14 protein-coding genes are annotated in these 15,013 nt (G+C 56.3%); all 14 read right to left on the bottom strand.

Annotation, left to right across the window (positions count from 1 at the left end):
• Positions 1–26 precede the first annotated feature (26 nt).
• Positions 27–194 carry a hypothetical protein gene (locus ACFSW5_RS07970; protein WP_379271208.1) on the bottom strand — a complete coding sequence of 56 codons (168 nt, stop codon included), beginning with the start codon at positions 192–194 and terminating at the stop codon, positions 27–29.
• A 136-nt stretch (positions 195–330) separates the two neighbouring features.
• A complete protein-coding gene (locus tag ACFSW5_RS07975; protein WP_379271210.1) occupies positions 331–1,248 on the bottom strand; it encodes a polyprenyl synthetase family protein in 918 nt (305 codons plus the stop codon).
• Between the two features lie 92 nt (positions 1,249–1,340).
• Positions 1,341–1,568 (bottom strand): hypothetical protein, encoded by a 228-nt coding sequence (locus tag ACFSW5_RS07980; protein ID WP_379271212.1) that lies wholly within the window; start codon positions 1,566–1,568, stop codon positions 1,341–1,343.
• 182 nt (positions 1,569–1,750) lie between these two features.
• Entirely contained in the window at positions 1,751–2,452 is a 702-nt protein-coding gene (locus tag ACFSW5_RS07985) for an ABC transporter ATP-binding protein (RefSeq protein ID WP_379271214.1), read from the bottom strand.
• A gap of 531 nt (positions 2,453–2,983) precedes the next feature.
• Positions 2,984–4,552: a 2-isopropylmalate synthase gene (locus ACFSW5_RS07990; RefSeq protein WP_379271217.1), complete on the bottom strand. Its 1,569-nt coding sequence runs from the start codon at positions 4,550–4,552 to the stop codon at positions 2,984–2,986.
• Positions 4,553–5,385: 833 nt separating this feature from the next.
• Positions 5,386–6,390 carry a tRNA (adenosine(37)-N6)-threonylcarbamoyltransferase complex transferase subunit TsaD gene (tsaD, locus tag ACFSW5_RS07995; RefSeq protein ID WP_379271799.1) on the bottom strand — a complete coding sequence of 335 codons (1,005 nt, stop codon included), beginning with the start codon at positions 6,388–6,390 and terminating at the stop codon, positions 5,386–5,388.
• Between the two features lie 525 nt (positions 6,391–6,915).
• Positions 6,916–7,392 (bottom strand): ribosomal protein S18-alanine N-acetyltransferase, encoded by a 477-nt coding sequence (gene rimI / locus ACFSW5_RS08000; protein WP_379271801.1) that lies wholly within the window; start codon positions 7,390–7,392, stop codon positions 6,916–6,918.
• Positions 7,392–8,192, bottom strand: coding sequence for a tRNA (adenosine(37)-N6)-threonylcarbamoyltransferase complex dimerization subunit type 1 TsaB (gene tsaB / locus ACFSW5_RS08005; protein ID WP_379271220.1), 801 nt, complete (start codon positions 8,190–8,192; stop codon positions 7,392–7,394). Before tsaB ends, rimI begins: the two co-directional genes overlap by 1 nt.
• Before the next feature lie 3 nt (positions 8,193–8,195).
• Positions 8,196–8,669 (bottom strand): tRNA (adenosine(37)-N6)-threonylcarbamoyltransferase complex ATPase subunit type 1 TsaE, encoded by a 474-nt coding sequence (gene tsaE, locus ACFSW5_RS08010; protein WP_379271804.1) that lies wholly within the window; start codon positions 8,667–8,669, stop codon positions 8,196–8,198.
• A gap of 30 nt (positions 8,670–8,699) precedes the next feature.
• The gene (gene thiL / locus ACFSW5_RS08015) at positions 8,700–9,770 is read right to left on the bottom strand and encodes a thiamine-phosphate kinase (protein ID WP_379271222.1); all 1,071 of its coding nucleotides are present in this window, start codon (positions 9,768–9,770) and stop codon (positions 8,700–8,702) included.
• 20 nt (positions 9,771–9,790) lie between these two features.
• Positions 9,791–10,672, bottom strand: coding sequence for a YitT family protein (locus ACFSW5_RS08020; protein ID WP_379271224.1), 882 nt, complete (start codon positions 10,670–10,672; stop codon positions 9,791–9,793).
• Positions 10,673–10,815: 143 nt separating this feature from the next.
• The gene (locus ACFSW5_RS08025; protein WP_379271227.1) at positions 10,816–11,898 is read right to left on the bottom strand and encodes an HD-GYP domain-containing protein; all 1,083 of its coding nucleotides are present in this window, start codon (positions 11,896–11,898) and stop codon (positions 10,816–10,818) included.
• Between the two features lie 153 nt (positions 11,899–12,051).
• Positions 12,052–13,734 carry a diguanylate cyclase gene (locus tag ACFSW5_RS08030; RefSeq protein WP_379271229.1) on the bottom strand — a complete coding sequence of 561 codons (1,683 nt, stop codon included), beginning with the start codon at positions 13,732–13,734 and terminating at the stop codon, positions 12,052–12,054.
• 93 nt (positions 13,735–13,827) lie between these two features.
• The gene (locus ACFSW5_RS08035; RefSeq protein ID WP_379271232.1) at positions 13,828–15,009 is read right to left on the bottom strand and encodes a class I SAM-dependent methyltransferase; all 1,182 of its coding nucleotides are present in this window, start codon (positions 15,007–15,009) and stop codon (positions 13,828–13,830) included.
• Positions 15,010–15,013 lie beyond the last annotated feature (4 nt).

Here is a 15,013-nt window from a genome sequence, read left to right on the forward strand (position 1 = left end):
GTTGCTTACTCAGCTTAGCCCTATAATTAGCTCCAGCCAACCCGTTGAACTTCAACCTTGTTTTTCTTGCTCAGTTCGCCAAGGAGTGCTTGTTGTTCAGCTGCGGAAACTCCTGCAAGTTGCAGTTGTCCACCCATCACCATGGACATTTTCTCCTTGCTCATTGCCAACGTACGAATAGCTTCTTTCAACATTCGAACTCCTCCTCTTCTACTTTTAATAGATTATTGTATCTATCTCTACTATAGCAGGATTAGGTTCGACTTCAAACGCCAATATAGTTCGTATTTCCCGCAAATGTCATTGCGGTAATGTAATAAATTGTAAAACTCATGACACGAACTGTATAAATTCAGCCTTCCAGACCTTACTTTCGGGCAGCGAGTCCAGCAATTCTTCAAACTTATTGTAGTGCAACCGGCTCATAACGGCTCCGTACAGCAAAGTGCCCGAGCGCTCGCAAGCTTCCTCCAGCAGTTCCCGCTTGTCCCTTATATCCTCAAACGAGATGCGGCCCTCGAAATAATCGGCGATCCACCGGTCCTGCTCCGCAACCTCCTCCAGCAAATAAAGCGTCAGCAGCGTTTTTTTACGGTGAATGAAATCGCTTTTGTCGTCCCATCTGAGCAAATCTTTTAAATCGTTGCGGATTTGCGCCGATATCCCTACTTCCATAGCGTACTCGGCGACGACCGGATGCCAATCCCGCCCGGCCAATATAACGCCCGCCATGCACGCAAACACGACCAGGGACGCCGACTTCTGCTTGATCATTTCGATGTACGCTTCTTCGTCGGAAATATCGTTTGCCAGATCGAGCATTTGTCCGTTGGCGGCTTGAAGCAGCTGCCTGTTCATCATATCGCCGAGGAGGGTACGCGTGCGGGGATCGCCGCCGCATTCCGTAAGCGCCTGCTGCGACAGCGTAATCATGGCGGAAGCCGTATTGAGTGCGAGCGGCATCGGCACTTTCATCCAAGCTTTGGATTCGGCATCCTGGTCCTGAATGTCGTCCAAAATATCCGAAGCGAGTATGAACAGCTCAACGGCCGCCGCGGCTTTATAAACAATGTCGCCGGTACCGCCGAACATCCGGTAATGCAGCACGGTCAAATAGCCGAAATAGATTTCTTCCTTTCTTTTCTCCGACATAAACATTCGAGCATGCCGAAGAAGAGGCGCAGCCGTAAAGCGCCCCTCTATCAGTCGTTCCATTTCCGATTCGATTTCATACAAATGCTGTTCCATGCGACTTAGCCCCCACCGACATTTACATAGCTATATTTTACAATCGCCGGAGATGCCGGGCAACAAACTTCTTCGCAAGGCGGCTTATTTGGCTATTTGGCGAAGGAACGGACGGCGTTAAACATTTTGAAAAGCCATTCTTTCATTTGCGGTCCTTGCTTATCAGTTCTCCCCTTGTCTTCGTCGATTTGATTCATTGCCTGTCCCAGGTTCGCCTCCTCGTTTACGCGGTTAAGCAGCGTCGCCACCATTTCCATCCGTTTCTCCACGACATCGGTTTGCTGCAATAGCGGACAATCGGTCTCTTGCCCTCGTTCCATAACTTCAAACCCTCCTTCGGACTGCACATCTGCCCGGATATTCGTAGTAAGCAGCCCCTTCAGCGATCCGAAATAACGGATAAGGAATCTCTCAGGTCTGCAAAATTCGATAAGCCTGCCAACTCGGCCAAATACGACATGCTGAACGGCTGCATATCTTGACGTTCGACGGCAAAATGGACTTATACCGCCTCCATAGTCAGCCCGCCTGCCGGAATGCTGGCAATAAGGCCTTGCGGAGAATCGCAGGCAACCAGCTCGCCTTTGCGCATAATCGCCGCGCGGTCGCAATGCCGCTGCACTTCTCCCATATCGTGGGTGGCGATGACGATCGTCTTGCCTTGACGCTTCAGTTCAAGCAGCTTTTGCCAATAGTCGGCTCTCGTCTGCTGATCCAGCCCCGTTGTCGGTTCGTCCAGAAAAACGATCTTCGGATCGTTCACCAAAGCGATCGCAAGCGTAAAACGCTGCTGCCATCCTCCGGACAATCGCTTGACCGGCTTATCCTTATACGGATGCAATTCAAGCTGCTCGATGATATCGTTCAAATTTTTCTTCCGGATATAAAACGACTGAAACAGCTCAAGCGCCTCAATGACCGTCATTTTCTCCACCAGAGAAATGTTCGGCATATGTATTCCGATATGCTCCTTAAGCTCTTCGGCCTCGGCCTGAGCGTCCAGACCGTAAACCTTGATCCGCCCTTCGTCCGGTTTACGCAAGCCCATCAGCAACTCGAGCAACGTCGATTTGCCCGCTCCGTTCGTACCGATAATCCCGAAAAGTTCACCTTCCTTTACCTGGAAGGAGACTTGTTCAACTGCGCTGTTCGCACCGTAACGTTTCGTGAGCGAACTGACTTGAATGACCGTCTGCTTGTTCATCTGTCTCTACCTCCCATTCGCGCTTGAACGAGCTTGATTTATAAAATTGTTTATAAGAATTCTCTTCATAGATAATCTCGTCATGATATCTATTCAATACCTTATCGCAATCTCCGCTCTTTTTCACCGAAAACTAAACTGCTGTTTGACGAAAAACTTTTGCGGTACCGCAACGGACGCAAACAAAAAAACGCTCTCCCGGAAAAAAGCCGAGAGAGCGAAAGTCGGAAACAAACCGGATTATTCAGAATATCCACAGAGATATCCACAAATCCCGCTAAATTGTTAGTTAATTCTGTCGATAAAAAGCTTCGAATATAAACGGCTTGTAAAGGGCGTCACTATTCGACACAAAACCGCGACTTCTGACATAGGCTTTTTATCCACGTTATACACATTATCCACAACCGACCTGTGAAAAAACTATCCACGAATCCGCCCACACCTGCAATCGCCAAAAAACGAGCGGCAGCAAGGGGTTCGGAGGTTATTCACATTTTCGGTGGAAACTGTGGATAATTTTTATTGCGTTCAGCCCGCTTGATTTTCGGCGGACGCCTTTGGTGCCGCAGAGCCGGACGATGCCATCACCGCTTGATTGCATGCCGCCACGTAAGCTTGCGCAGCCGCAAATACGATGTCCTTGTGGATGGAGGTGCCGCGGTAACGCTGATCGTTGTAAATGATCGATACGACCGCCTCGCCGTGCGCGTCTTCGCCGGTCGACAGCGAATGAAGCTCCAAATCCTCGAATTCGGCCGCAACCGGAATCGCTTGTTGTATGCAGCGAATAACGGCTTCGATCGGACCGGCGCCTACCGCCGTATAGGAACGCTCCTCGCCGTCTCCGCTTTCCTTGATCGTAACGGAAGCGACCCGGGAACGGTTGCTGCCGGACAATACTTGAAGATCGGTCATGACGTAAGGGTCGGGCTGCGTATCGGTCGTTTCGCCCACGATGCGGATCAGCTCGTCGTCCGTGACGATTTTTTTCTCGTCGGCCAGCCGTTTGAAGCGGTCGTACACCTCTTTCATATGCTCGTCGGCCACGTCGATGCCGTATTCGCTCAGCCGATGCCGAATCGCATGGCTGCCGGAATGGCGGCCCAGCACGATCATGCTGCGCGGGATGCCCATCGCTTCGGGGTCCATAATCTCGTATGTGTTGCGGTTTTTGAGCAAGCCGTCCTGATGGATGCCCGATTCGTGCTGGAAGGCGTTGCGGCCGACAATCGGCTTGTTGTAAGCGATCGGAGAATGCATAGCGCGGCTCACGACGCGCGACGTTTCGTATATTTCGCCGATTTGAATATTGGTCGCCAGCTGCAGCGCTTCCTTGCGCGTCTCGATAATCATGGCAAGCTCCTCAAGCGAGCAGTTGCCCGCCCGTTCGCCGACGCCGTTCACGGTCACTTCGATCTGCGAAGCTCCCGCGCCGATCGCGGCCAAGCTGTTCGCGGCAGCAAGACCCAGGTCGTTATGGCAGTGCGCGCTGTACCGGACCGTCTCCCCGCCGCGGGCGGACTGGCGAACGCTGCGGAACAGCTCGTCGATTTCATGCGGCAGCGCATAACCGAGCGTATCGGGCAGATTAATGATCGTCGCCCCTTCGGCGATGACGGCCTCCACCAGCTCGATAACGAAGCTGCGGTCCGAGCGGGTCGAATCCATCGCGGAAAATTCGATTTCGTCGACGAACTGCTTGCCGTACGCCACCATTTCTTTCGCCATCCGAATGACGTCCGCACGCGATTTTTTCAACTGATAATTCAAATGAATATCCGACGAGGAAATAAACAGGTGGAGCCTGCGCCTTGCCGCGTCTTGCGTCGCTTTGACGGCGGCGTCGATGTCCGCTTTGACCGCGCGGGCGAAGCCGGCGATCTCGACGTTCTGCAGCTCGCGCGATATTTGCTGCACGGCGGCAAATTCGCCCGGACTGGAGATCGGAAAGCCCGGCTCGATAACATCGACGCCAAGCTTGGCGATTTGCCTAGCGATGACGATTTTGCGCTCGGGATCGATGGAAGCGCCGGGCGCTTGCTCTCCGTCCCGCAAAGTTGTGTCAAAAATTTGAATTTTCCGTTTGTTATCGTTCATTGTTTTTCCCTCCGTAATTGGTTATGAATTTATTGAAACAAAAAAGCCTGCCGTCTCTTGTATCGAAGAGACGACAGGCTGCCGCGGTACCACTCTCGTTGGCCGGACCTATCGCGCGCCGCAACGCGCTTAAACGCATTGTTCTCCGGCAACGGTGCGGGTCCGACCCGCTTGTATGCCCGATGACGGGGGCCAGCCGCGAGCAGTTTACTTGCCGCCGGCAATCGTGGCCGGTCGGGTTCAACGTCGACGCTCCCAGGCGAGTTCAAGCGGCCGCGCAGGCTGCGTCGCACCGACCCGCAGCTCTCTGCTTGTCGCCGGCCCAACAAACGGTCCGACGATCGTAACTGGCGTTCCTCTTTACTACTCCTGTTCCCAGCGTATTCCATATGATGTTGTCCTACACATTAAAAAAGCCTGTCGTCTCTTCATTCAAGAGACGACAGGCTGTTATAAACCTGCGCGGTACCACCCTTGTTGACTGCCGCCTGACCGTATCGGCCGGCGCGAAGTCCACCTTAGGCACATGTCCGGCTCCGGATGCCGATCCATGCGCACCTGATCACGGAGGTTAACCGTAATGACGTACACGCTGCCGGTTATCCATGGCTAACCGCGCTTCCGCCAATCCGCTCCCAGGCGAGCTTCAGGTATCCTTCGGCTGCGTTGCACCTTGCCGCAGCTCTCTGCAGTGCCGTTAACTTCGAACGGCGTAACCCGGATAGACCTTACTATTCCTGTTCGATGCGTTTGAAATATGGAATAGATATTGAAATCATTATAGACTTATTTGAAAATTGTGTCAACATGCCATTGTCCGTAACTTCGTCTGTCTAGACGGACCACGCTTCCAGCGAAAAAGAAGGCTCCGCCTTCATATCAAGCGGCGTAAACTGCCCGCGCTCCCATTTCAGATGGGCGGCCGCCCCGATCATGGCGGCGTTGTCCGTGCACAGCCGGAGCGGCGGCACAAGCAGCTCGATGCCTTCTTTAGCGCAGCGGTCCGCCAGCTCCTCGCGCAAGCCGCGGTTGGCCGCTACCCCGCCGCACAGCAGCAGCTGCTTGGCACCGTATTGGCGGACGGCGCGGATCGCTTTTTCGACCAGCACCTCCACGACGGATTCCTGAAAGCCGCGGGCGAGCGCTCTCTCATCCAGCTCTTGCCCTTTCATCTTCGCTTGATTAATGACGGCAAGCACGGCCGACTTCAAGCCGCTGAAGCTGAAATCAAACGAATCCGCCTCCAGCCATGCGCGCGGAAGCGGTACGGCTTCGACCGCTTCCGCTGCCAGCCGGTCGATATGCGGACCTCCGGGATAAGGCAGGTGCAGCGAGCGCGCCACCTTGTCGTAGGCTTCGCCGACCGCGTCGTCCCTCGTCTGGCCGATTACGCGGAATTTTCCTTCGCCCTCCATCAGCACCAGCTCCGTATGCCCTCCCGAAGCTACAAGAGCCATGCACGGGTACGTCAGCTCCTGCATCAGGCGGTTGGCATAAATATGCCCCGCGATATGATGCGTGCCGATTAGCGGAACGTCAAGCGCCATCGCCAGCGCTTTCGCCGCAACGATGCCGACGAGCAGCGCGCCGACGAGGCCGGGGCCTTGCGTTACGGCGACGGCGTCGATGTCGTTTAACGAGATGCCGGATTCCTCCACGGCCTGCTCGATCATCAGCGTAATGATTTCCACATGCTTGCGGGACGCGATTTCCGGCACGACCCCGCCGAACCGGCGGTGCACCTCGATCTGGCTGGATACGACATTGGCCAAAATATGCTTGCCGTCCCGAACGACCGCTACCGACGTTTCGTCGCAGCTCGTCTCGATGGCCAGAATGCAGCTCGGCTTTCCGGAGACATCTCCCGCTTGCCGGTCCGTTCTATGATGTTCGCTAGTTTGTTTGTTCACTTTTTTTTGACTCCTAAAAAGTTTTGCGGAGCTTTGCTTCGCAGGCTGTTCTTCGCAGCAAAACTTCGCTTCGGAAGCTTTCGCTTAAGTTTTGCGGAGCTTTGCTTCGCAGGCTGTTCTTCGCAGCAAAACTTCGCTTCGGAAGCTTTCGCTTAAGTTTTGCGGAGCTTCGCTTCGCAGGTGTTCTACGCAGCAAAACTTCGCTTCGAAAGCTTTCGCTTAAGTTTTGCGGAGCTTCGCTTCGCAGGTGTTCTACGCAGCAAAACTTCGCTTCGAAAGCTTTCGCTTAAAGTTTTGCGGAGCTTCGCTTCGCAGGTGTTCTACGCAGCAAAACTTCGCTTCGAAAGCTTTCGCTTAAGTTTTGCGGAGCTTTGCTTCGCAGGTGTTCTTCGCAGCAAAACTTCGCTTCATTCCGGAAATCACCAAGCATCACTGCTTCGCGTACCGTCATCGCTAAGCAATGCTGTTGCGCTCCAGCTCCGCCCACATAATAAGTGCGTCTTCATTATTATCGGAATAATAGCCCGGCCTTAAGCCCGAAGGCTCGAAGCCAAGCTTCCGGTACAAATTTTGCGCCACCGTGTTCGTCACCCGCACCTCCAGCGTCATCCGGTCCGCGCCGAACGACACCGCTTTGCGCTGAAGCTCCTTCATCAGCTGCTCGCCGTACCCTCGCCCCCGGCAGTCGGCGCGGACTGCGATGTTCGTTACATGCGCTTCGTCGACGATCACCCACATGCCGCCGTACCCGATTAATTCGCCGTCCTGCTCCATGACGATATATTTCGCGAACATATTGTTCGTCAGCTCGTTCATGAACGCTTCGACCGTCCACGGCGTCGCAAAGGCCTCCTGCTCGATCTCCTCCACCGCCGGAATATCGGCAAGGATCATCGGGCGAAACCGCAGATTCCGTTCCGCCGCTCCCATCACCGCTCACCCGCTTCCGACCGCTGCTTGGCCAGCAGCTTCGCTTCCGCCTCGACCAGCTGCGTGTAGTTCGGAACGAACGTATGGACATCGTCCGACTCGCCGGCCGACAGCCGGTCGTAAGCGAGACGGGCGAGCCAGCGTCCTTCCATGTCGTACGGCTGCAGCTCCACCTGCACCCCGCTTGGCGCGCACAGCTCCTTCAAACGAACCGCTTCTCCTTCGTGCTGCGACAAGTCGCCGGCAATCCGGATCGTCCGAACGAGGCCTTCCGCTTCCGCCGCCTTGGCCGCTATCTCGTCGACCCAATCCCGCATCAGCCGGATGCCGTCGGGAACGCAGCATGTCCAACCCGACGCCGCGGAATGGGCATAATGCCCGGTGTACACTTGGCCTCTGCGGGCGTCCATAATCGGCAGCACCCAATCGTGCCCGTCCGCTCCCGCCAAACTTGCCGCCTCCCCTCTATGCAAGGCGCCGAAGGCGATCGCCTCCAGGCTGCTGACGCCTACTAGCGGCAAACGCCATGCCCACGCGAGCGTTTTGGCCGCGGATACGGCAATCCGTACGCCCGTATACGACCCCGGCCCTTTGCCGACGGCGATGCCGGCAAGCTCCTCCCTGTTCACGCCGCTCTCCTTCAGCAGCTCCTGCAGCTTCGTCACGATCTGGACGGAATGGTTCCGCTCCGCATGCGACTGCACCTCGGACAGCACCTTGTTTCCGTCCCATACCGCTCCCGCCAGGCAAGCCGTTGACGTATCAAAGGCCAGTATCGGCCGTTCCTTCGCTTCGTTCATCGTTTACGACTCTCCCATCTCGTTCAAAGCATCGCACCAGGAGGCATACTTGCCGCCGATTCCCACCAATCGTATGCGGCGCGAGTCTCCTCCTTCATGCTCGATATACAGCTCCAACCGCTCCGAAGGAAGAAGCTCGCGAATAAGGCTGGCCCACTCCACGATCGTGACGCCGTCGCCGTAAAAATAATCGTCCAGCCCGAGCTCGTCCGCTTCTTCCATCGAAAGGCGGTACACATCCATATGATAAAAGGGCATCGTCGCCCCTTCGTATTCTTTAATAATCGTAAACGTAGGGCTGTTGACGACGGAATTTACGCCGATCGCCGCCGCAAAAAACTGGGAAAACGTCGTTTTGCCCGCGCCCAAATCGCCGTCCAGCGCAAGCACGGTCCCCGGTTCCGCCCATGCAGCCAGCCGCTTCGCAAGCGCCGCGGTCTCTTCTTTGCCGCTTGCCGTCCATACGGCTTCGCTTATAGTCGCCACGATATCCACACACCCATTCTATCAAGCAAAATGATTGTATCCCCGCTTCCGGAGCGGAATAACCCGGGCAGACGCGGTACCGCTCCACCCTTCGCCGCCGGTTACGAGATCGACGCCGGGCTCTCCCGCCGCCGTCTCCCCGATAATAAAGAAAGGCAGCCCTTCCTGCCGAAATAGATCGCGCAGCGGCTCCGCATCCTCCGCGGCAACCGTCCCGAGCAGCACATAATCTTCGCCGCCGTAAAGCATCCAGTCAAGCGGACTTGCTCCAATGCGCCGGGCGTAAGCCGCCATGCTGCCGGCGAGCGGCAAGTCGCGCTCCCGCAGCACGATCCGCAGGCCGGACGCCTCGGCCAGCTCCCAAGCCTCGCTCGCGAGACCGTCGCTCACGTCGTTCAGCGCGCGGCAGCTCCCGCGCGCCCGCAGCAGGCGCCCCGCCCGCACCGACGGCGACGGGCGGCGATGCGCCTGCACAAGCGCGGCCGCTTCGCCTGCGGCCGCGGCGTCGATGGCGCCCTCGCCCGCCGCCGGCTGGGCGAGCAGCCAATGCAGACCGGCCGCGGACATGCCGACGGGGCCGGTCAATACGACGGCGTCGCCGGGGCGCGCGCCGGAGCGGCGCAGCGCGCCGCCCGCTTCGACGGCGCCGAGCAGCGGCACGGCGACGACCAGATGCTCCGGCGACGAAGTCGTGTCGCCGCCGACGACCGCTACGCCGTACCGCTCGGCGCAGGCGTACAACCCGTCGTACAGCCGGCGCACCCGCTCCGGCCCGTACGACTTCGGCACGCTGACCGAGACGAGCGCGTGCAGCGGCACTCCGCCCATGGCCGCAATATCGCTGACGTTCGCGGCAAGCGCCTTGTAGCCGATATCCTCGTCCGTCATCGTCCGGCGGGTGAAGTGCACGGTTTCCACCATCGTGTCGACCGCCGCCACGATGTGCCTCGGCCCCTCGATCCCTTCGGCCGGAAGCGCCGGATCGAGCAAGGCCGCATCGTCGCCGATGCCAAGCGCGACGCCGCGTCCGGCCTGCCATACGGCGGACTGCCGCCGCTCCGTCCAAAGCCGTATGCTAGCAAATTCATCCACTTACAGTTTCCTCCGGCTTCCTAATGAATATTCCGTTTTTTGAACCGGCCGCCCTTCACGTCGTGGATATTGCCCACGGCGAGGAAAGAGGCGGGGTCGAATTCCTCGACGATCGATTTCAGCTTCGCTTCCTCCAGCCGGTTGATCACGACGAAGATCACTCTTTTGCTGCCTCCGGTAAAACCGCCTTCGCCGTGCAAATACGTGACGCCTCGGCCCAGCCGGCTCATAATGGCCTGCCCGATCTCCTGCCACTCCTCGCTGATGATCCAGACCGACTTCGATTCGTCGAAGCCTTCGATCGTAATATCGATCATCTTATAAGCGATAAAATATGCGATCAGCGAATACATCGCGCTGTCCCAGCCGAATACGAAGCCCGCGCTCGTCAGAATAAAAAAATTGAAAAACATCACGACCTCGCCGACCGAAAACGCCAGACGCTTCACCAGCAGAATCGCCGCGATTTCCGTGCCGTCGAGCGATCCCCCGAACCGGATCACGATGCCTACGCCGGCTCCCAGTATAAGCCCGCCGAAGATCGCGGCAAGAAACAGATTGGGCGTGAGCGGATCGACGGGGTGAAGATAATAGGTCCCGATGGACATGACGGTAACGCCGTACAAGGTGGATAACGTAAACGTTTTGCCGATTTGCTTGTATCCGACGATAAGAAAAGGGATGTTCAGCACGAACAGGAAAGCGCCCAGCGGCACCCCCGTGAAATGAGCCAGCATAATCGATATACCCGTAATGCCGCCGTCGATAATATGGTTCGGAACGAGAAAAATTTCCAGTCCGACGGACATGAGCAAGGCTCCTATCGTTAGAAACAATACCCTGCGGGCAATCGTCAGCGTCGACATCCGATGATGCTGCTTCACCTCTGCAACAGGCTCCATGCGTCATGCCTCCTTAAACTCCCGATTTCTATTATTTTACCCGATGCCGTATGGAAATCATAGCCGCTTCAAGTTCCGGCGCCGAGAAAAAAATCCTTGCTCCGGCCCTTTGGCGGAACCGGCGCAAGGATTTATCGTTTTCGCTACAGCTCTTTTACGATCGTAATATGAAGCTCGTCCTTAAGCTCCAGCTCGTAAGGCTCCTTCGGCTCGGTACCGTCCGCTTCCTTGATGACCCGAACCCGCGGACGGTGCAGCGCAAGCTCGTTGTTTTCCGAAACGACCGCAACTTGCCCCGTGCTGAGCAGCAGCGTCGTCGACACCGGATAGATGGATATATGACGGCAGAACAGCCGGATCAAATCCAGGTCGAAATAGGTGTTCCCCGCTGCAAACAGAAACTCGATCGCTTCGTTAGGCGTATACCGCTTGCGGTGCGGACGCGGCGAGGTGAGCGCGTCGTACGTGTCGGCCAGGCCGACGATTTGGGCATACATATGAATGTCCTCATGCTTCAGCCCCCGCGGATACCCGGAACCGTTGAACCGCTCGTGATGCTGAAGGGCGCAATGCGCCGACACAAGCGAAATATCGTGGTATTTCCGCAATATTTGAAATCCTTCCGTCGTGTGGCTTTCGACAATCGCCTTCTCTTCCGCCGTCAAGGGCCCCGGATGCGAGATCAGCTTGGGCGGAATCCGGGTCATCCCGATATCGTACAGCAGCGCGCCGATGCCCAGCTCTTCCAGCTGATTCCGGTTATATCCTTTGGCGATGCCCATAATGCCGGCAAGCACGGCTACGTTAACCGCATGCTGAAAAATATAGGCGTCCGTTACGTGAATGTTGGTCAAGCTGACCAGCACATTCGGGCGAGTCGCCAAATCTTGCATTATTTCGCCGAATACGCTCCGGAACGTTTTGCCCATATCGGGGGCGATCGTTCTCCCCTTCAACATCTGATTGTCTTTAAACAGATTCATGGTCGTATAGACGGCATTGACGGCGCTTTTCCGAGTCTCGTCCCGAATCGTATCCTCCGGCTCCAAATCTTCGGTTTTGCCGTCTTCTATGTATAAAACATCCACGCCCAGCATCTTCAGCCGCTGGATGTACCGTTCGCTTAATTCCACGCCTTCGCCTAGCAGCACATGGCCGTTTTCCTGGAATACGGTTTTGGCGAGCTTGTCTCCCGGTTTTACGAAATCAATTTGCACTTTTCTCATCTGGTCCCCGCCTTTAGGTCAAGTTCAGCCCATCCATTTTCCACAAGCTATTTTAACAGAAAAGCGAATAGCTGACTATTGCGTCAAGCGGGCGAAACGGCTTCGTTTCCGATTAAAAAAGACCCGGCCTCCCTATATCGGCATCCGGGTCTATCATGCGAGCTTTCGGTTTACGATGCGGTTTCTGCCGTTATATTTGGCTTCGTAAAGCGCCGCGTCCGCTTCCTCAAACAGCTTGTCTATGAACTTTTTGACATCCTCGGGCTTTCCGGCCTGCGCCGCGTCGTCGATCGATACGATTCCGATGCTGATCGTGACCGATACCGTGAGGCCGGCATCGCCGACGTTCATCTCGTTATGCTGGACCGCTTCTTTAATCCGTTCGGCCACGAGAGCGGCCTGCTCCCTCGTCGTATGGGGCAAATAAACCGTAAACTCCTCGCCGCCGAACCTGGCCAAAATATCCCCGGCGCGCAGCACTTCCCGCACCGCCTCGACCGTTCCTTTCAGCACGGTGTCCCCGACCAGATGGCCGTGATTGTCGTTGATCGCCTTAAACAAGTCGATATCGAACATAATGATGGAGAACGGCGTGCCGTATTCCATGCTGACCGTCACTTCCCGCTCCAGCTGCCGCAGCAGGTAACGCCGGTTGAAGCAGCCGGTCAGCCCGTCCGTTACGGCCATATGCTCCAGCTTCTTGTTGGCTCGCGACAGCTCCTCCTGAATTTCCATGAGCTCGATATTGCGCTCGTGCAGCAGCTCGTTCTGGGCGTTCGTTTCTTCGATCAGGAGCCGGAGCTCCGTCACGTCCTGAAACGAAACAAGCCTCCCGATCGGCGTCCTTCTCTGGTTGCGGATCGGAACGGACTGAACGACGATATAGCGGGGACTGTCGGCATAAACGGCGATCTCCAGCTCGAAGCGGTCCTGCTTTCTCTCCTGCTGCGCTTTAAAAAAGGCCAGAATCGCCTCTTTGTCGGCAATCTGCATCCGCTCGGCCAGCTCGTCCGGATTAAACTTGTCGCCGATCCGAAGATGCGACAGCTTCCGCAGCATCCGGTTCGCTTCCACGATGACGTTATGCTCGTCCAGCACCAGAATGCCCGTCGGGATCGTATTCATCACGTCCCGCTGGGCGATTTGAATCAGGTCGAACGCTCTCTGGCGGGCAATCGCATGAACCATATAAAGCGCCGCGGCCGCGAGCCCCGCCGACAGCAGCGGAATATAGCCCCCGTCAAGCCCGGTCGAACCGCTTCCGTTCACGAACCGGTCGGCGATTCCGAACGCCGCGACGCCCATCAGGCCGTTCATGGCTGTAACCGTTATTTTGCGGTGCGGCCTCGTACCCGCTTTGCGCACCGTGTACACGAGAATGGCCAACGATACGGACAAATAAAGGATCAACTGCGCGATAACCGTCCAATAGAGCGGTCCGAATTCATGGCGGCCGGAGCTTTCCGTTATCTTAAGAAACCGGCCGCCCGGGTTGAAGACGACAGCCGCCGCTGACAAAAGCGCGGGAAGAGCAAGCACGAGCAGCCTTCTCCTGCGTACCACGTAGGATTGTCCCGTCAAAAAAATCGTAAACACGAGCCAGCCGATTCCAAGCAGCGACAAGCCGGTATAGGCGGCTGAAATATAATAGAGCTGAAACCGGCCGCCTGGCATCGTTCGGGCTATAAACTGAAACATCGGCCATATGAGAAAGATGATATGGAGGATGATATAAACCCGGTGCAGCCGGGTTAACGATCCAAAAGCAAACATATAGAAGAACAAGCCGAGAAGGACGGCAACCACAGCAAATTCCAGCCACATCTCCCAAGCCAAAAGGACTCACCCATTCGTTTAATAGCCATCTTCTTCCATTGTATCAAAAATCATCTTATCCGACAATCGGTTTATAGGACAATATTCTTATACTCATTTCACAGGCTTAGGCCAAAAGTCCTCCAACGCATGCTCAAGATAAGGAGAGACATGGAGAAAATCGCGAAAACGGGTATATTCTTCCCATTTCTCCCGCGAGACGGAGCTTGCGCCGCGCACGGCCCGGATCAACAAGTTTTTGGGCGTATGCTCCGGATCGACGAACTCCAGCATTTGCACCTTATAGCCGAGAGCCTCCAGCATCGTTCCCCGGGCGGCGTCGGTTGCAAGCGCGGCGAACCGTTCTTTGAGCAGCCCTTGCGACAAGATCGGCGACAGCGCATCGCTCCGTACTTGCCGAAACAACTCGTGCTGACAGCACGGGACCGTCATAATGACGGATGCTCCCCAGTTGACGGCTTTGGCGATCGCCGCGTCCGTCGCCGTATCGCAGGCGTGAAGCGTCACGACCATATCCGCTTGCCGGAGCTCTTCGTATTCGGCGATATCGCCGACAAGAAAACGAAGGCGGTCGTATCCGAGCTTGTCCGCAAGCTTCCGGCAAAATAAAATGACGTCTTCCTTCAGATCGAGCCCGATAATGCGGATGTCCCGCCGCTGCTCGACCGCAAGCAGGTGATAAAGCGCAAACGTCAAATACGATTTGCCGCAGCCGAAATCGACGATCGTCAATTCGCGGTCCGCCGGAAGATGAGGCAGCACGTCGGTTACCATCTCGAGAAACCGGTTAATCTGGCGATATTTATCCTGCTTCTGCGCATGAACCTTCCCTTCCGGCGTCATAATGCCCAGCTCGACAAGAAACGGTGCGGCCTCCCCTTCCCGGATAATCCGGTTTTTCTGGCGGTTATGCTGCAGCCCTCCCGCCGGGGCTTTGCCCGTCGGCGGCTTCCGGAGAACGGCCGCTTTTCCTTTTTTGCTGAGCAGCACCTGTACGTCCGCTTCGGCCGTTTTGAACAGCGCTTGCCGGTATTGGGAATCGAGCAGCTCCGCGATCCGTTCGGCCGCCCGGCCGGCAGGCACGTTCTCGTGATAAACCTTGTTTGGGTGGTGGGCTTCAAACTGATAATAAAAGCCGTCCTTCATTTGAACGGGCCGGATCACCGTGCGGCTTGCCAGCGTCTCGTCCTTCCGGCGAAGCTGGCTGAGCGTGCCTTGGTACAGCTCCCCCGCTTCGATCCATTGTTGCAGTTGTTGCTGCCAACTTTCTGTCATCCTT

Source organism: Paenibacillus thailandensis, from assembly GCF_042685365.1.
GTDB classification, from domain to species: Bacteria; Bacillota; Bacilli; order Paenibacillales; family Paenibacillaceae; genus Paenibacillus_AP; species Paenibacillus_AP thailandensis.